This is a genomic window from Nocardia sp. NPDC004415 (assembly GCF_053602435.1).
The window spans coordinates 1-1,734 of the sequence record NZ_JBSGDP010000125.1 but is presented as its reverse complement, the minus strand read 5'-3'; the positions used below and the strand labels follow the sequence as shown (position 1 = coordinate 1,734).

The window sequence follows — 1,734 nt, the reverse complement described above, 5'->3', positions numbered from 1 at the left end:
CTGCAGACCATCGGCGCGACCACCCTCGACGAGTACCGCAAGTACATCGAGAAGGACGCCGCCCTGGAACGCCGCTTCCAGCCGGTGCAGGTCGGCGAGCCGACCGTCGAGCACACCATCAACATCCTCAAGGGTCTGCGCGACCGCTACGAGGCGCACCACCGGGTGTCCATCACCGACGGTGCCCTGGTCGCCGCCGCGACGCTGGCCGACCGCTACATCAACGACCGGTTCCTGCCGGACAAGGCGATCGACCTCATCGACGAGGCGGGCGCGCGCATGCGCATCCGCCGGATGACCGCGCCGCCGGACCTGCGCGACTTCGACGACAAGATCGCCGACGCCCGCCGCGAGAAGGAAAGCGCCATCGACGCGCAGGACTTCGAGAAGGCCGCGCGTCTGCGTGACAAGGAGAAGCAGCTCGTCGCCAAGCGCGCCGAGCGGGAGAAGCAGTGGCGTTCCGGTGACCTGGACGTCGTTGCCGAGGTCGACGACGAGCAGATCGCGGAGGTGCTGGCCAACTGGACCGGCATCCCCGTCTTCAAGCTCACCGAGGAGGAGACCACCCGTCTGCTCCGCATGGAGGACGAGCTGCACAAGCGGATCATCGGCCAGGAAGACGCCGTCAAGGCCGTCTCCAAGGCGATCCGCCGCACTCGCGCCGGCCTGAAGGACCCCAAGCGCCCCTCCGGCTCGTTCATCTTCGCCGGTCCGTCCGGTGTCGGTAAGACCGAGCTGTCCAAGGCGCTGGCGAACTTCCTGTTCGGCGACGACGACGCGCTCATCCAGATCGACATGGGCGAGTTCCACGACCGCTTCACCGCTTCGCGCCTGTTCGGTGCCCCTCCCGGGTACGTGGGCTACGAGGAGGGCGGCCAGCTCACCGAGAAGGTGCGCCGCAAGCCGTTCTCGGTGGTGCTGTTCGACGAGATCGAGAAGGCGCACCAGGAGATCTACAACACCCTCCTGCAGGTGCTCGAGGACGGCCGTCTCACCGACGGTCAGGGTCGTACGGTCGACTTCAAGAACACCGTGCTGATCTTCACCTCGAACCTGGGCACCTCCGACATCTCCAAGGCTGTCGGCCTGGGCTTCACCCAGTCCAACGCCGAGGGGTCGAACTACGAGCGGATGAAGCTCAAGGTCAACGACGAGCTCAAGAAGCACTTCCGCCCCGAGTTCCTCAACCGCATCGACGACGTGATCGTCTTCCACCAGCTCAACAGCGAGCAGATCGTGCAGATGGTGGACCTGATGATCGGGCGCGTCGCCAAGCAGCTGAAGAACAAGGACATGGCGATCGAGCTCACCGACCAGGCCAAGGCCCTGCTCGCCAAGCGCGGCTTCGACCCGGTCCTGGGCGCGCGTCCGCTGCGTCGCACGATCCAGCGCGAGATCGAGGACCAGCTCTCGGAGAAGATCCTCTTCGGCGAGATCGGCGCCGGCCAGACCATCGTGGTCGATGTCGAGGGCTGGAACGGCGAGGGCCTCGGCGAGGACGCCAAGTTCACCTTCACCGGCAAGGCGAAGCTGACCAAGGCCCCCGCGGGCGACGACAAGCCCGAGGTCGTCCTCACCGGCGCCGGCGAGGGCACAGCCCCCGAAGCCGCCGCCTCCGGCGAGTAATCGTCTGATCGAACGAAGTCCGCCCCCGGCCCGTTGTGGGGGGCGGACTTCGTTATAGTGCGAGCCTCACACACCCACTTCATCGCACAGGTCGACCTATCGCTCGAG

General features: G+C 66.4%; 1 protein-coding gene. It reads left to right on the top strand.

Annotation, left to right across the window (positions count from 1 at the left end; all coding sequences use genetic code 11):
* Positions 1 to 1,626: ATP-dependent Clp protease ATP-binding subunit (locus ACWEMY_RS29225; protein WP_452392605.1), on the top strand; the 1,626-nt coding region annotated here is incomplete at its 5' end.
* Positions 1,627 to 1,734 lie beyond the last annotated feature (108 nt).